This window comes from Microvirga zambiensis WSM3693, from assembly GCF_016735695.1.
GTDB lineage: Bacteria > Pseudomonadota > Alphaproteobacteria > Rhizobiales > Beijerinckiaceae > Microvirga > Microvirga zambiensis.
Genome location: NZ_JAERQD010000183.1, coordinates 1 through 1,476 on the forward strand (window position 1 = coordinate 1; position 1,476 = coordinate 1,476).

General features: G+C 66.5%; 1 protein-coding gene. It reads left to right on the forward strand.

The window, feature by feature from the left end:
- On the forward strand, positions 1-1,476 hold a 1,476-nt coding region (locus JKL46_RS36180), incomplete at both ends, for an IS66 family transposase (protein WP_246529748.1).

Here is a 1,476-nt window from a genome sequence, read left to right on the forward strand (position 1 = left end):
CTGCGCCTCGAGAACAGCAACCTGCGCCGCGACAACCAGGCCCTGAAGGACGAGATCGCCCGGCTCAAGCACCTGCCGCCGCGCCCGCCGTTCAAACCCTCCGGAATGGAGAAAGCCACCCAGCCGCGGCCTGCCGGTCCGGGCCGGCGTCCAGGCCGTGGTGCCAAACGGGATCGGGTCACGCGCGAGGTCGCGATCCGAGCTGAAGTGCCGGCAGGCTCGCGCTTCAAAGGCTACAAGACGGTGGTGCACCGGGATCTGGTGCTGGCTGCCGAGGTCGTACGCTACAAGCGGGAACGCTGGGTGACGCCCGAGGGGCAGACCCTCATCGCGCCGTTGCCGCCCGGCATCACCGGCGGGTTCGGTCCCAATGTGCGGCGGTTCTGTCTCGCCCTGCACACGCAAGGCCAAGTGACCACCGAGCGGCTCACCGATCTGCTGAACGGTATTGGCCTGGCGATCTCCAAGCGGGAGGTCGTGCGTCTGCTCACCTCAGATCTGGAGCTGTTCGAACAGGAAGACCGTGCAATCCTGCAGGCGGGCCTCGTTTCCTCCCCTTACATCACCGTCGACGATACCGGTGCGCGCCATGCCCGCCGTCCTGCGGTGACCACGCAGATCGGCGGGGAACGCTTTTGCGTCTTCCGCACCAGCCGGTCGAAATCGCGCCTGAACTTCCTGACGCTGCTGCGGGGTGGCTGCGACGACTACGTCGTCAACGAGGCCGCGCTGAATTATCTGCGGGCGCAATCCGTCGAGGCCACTGTGATCGCCCGGGTGACGAAGCTCCAGGGCAGAGTGTTCAGCTCGCAGATGGACTGGCTGGAGCGGCTGGCGCGGTGCTCAATCAACATCTTCGACCGGCCTCTGCGCCAGCTACTGGATGAAGCCGCCACCTGGGGCGCGCTCCGGCATCACGGGCTGATGGCGAACACCGTCGTGGTCTCTGACGATGCGGGGCAGTTCCGGGTTGCCACGCATGCCCTGTGCTGGGTTCATGCCGAGCGGCATCTGCAGAAACTGATGCCGGCCTCGCCCAAGCAGGCGAAAGCCGTGGAGCTGGTCCGCGAGGCGATCTGGTGTTTTTACCGCGGCCTGAAGCTGTGGAAGCAGAGCCCGGCCCCGGGTGGGGAGAGGGCCTTCCAGCGACAGTTCGACCGGATCTTTGGCCTGCGCACGGGCTACCAGGACCTCGACGAGTTGCTGGCCCGCCTGGCGCGGAGGAAGAACGAATTGCTGCGGGTGCTCGAGCGGCCGGAGATCCCGCTGCACACCAACGCCTCCGAGAACGACCTGCGCGCCTGGGTGATCAAGCGCAAGATCTCCGGCGGCACAATGAGCGCCGATGGCCGCGTCGCACGGGATGTGATGCTGGGGCTTTCGAAGACCTGCCGCAAGCTCCGGCTGTCGTTCTTCACCTATCTCGGCGACCGGCTCGGCCTGAATGGGGATCAGCCGAGAATTCCGCCGCTCGCC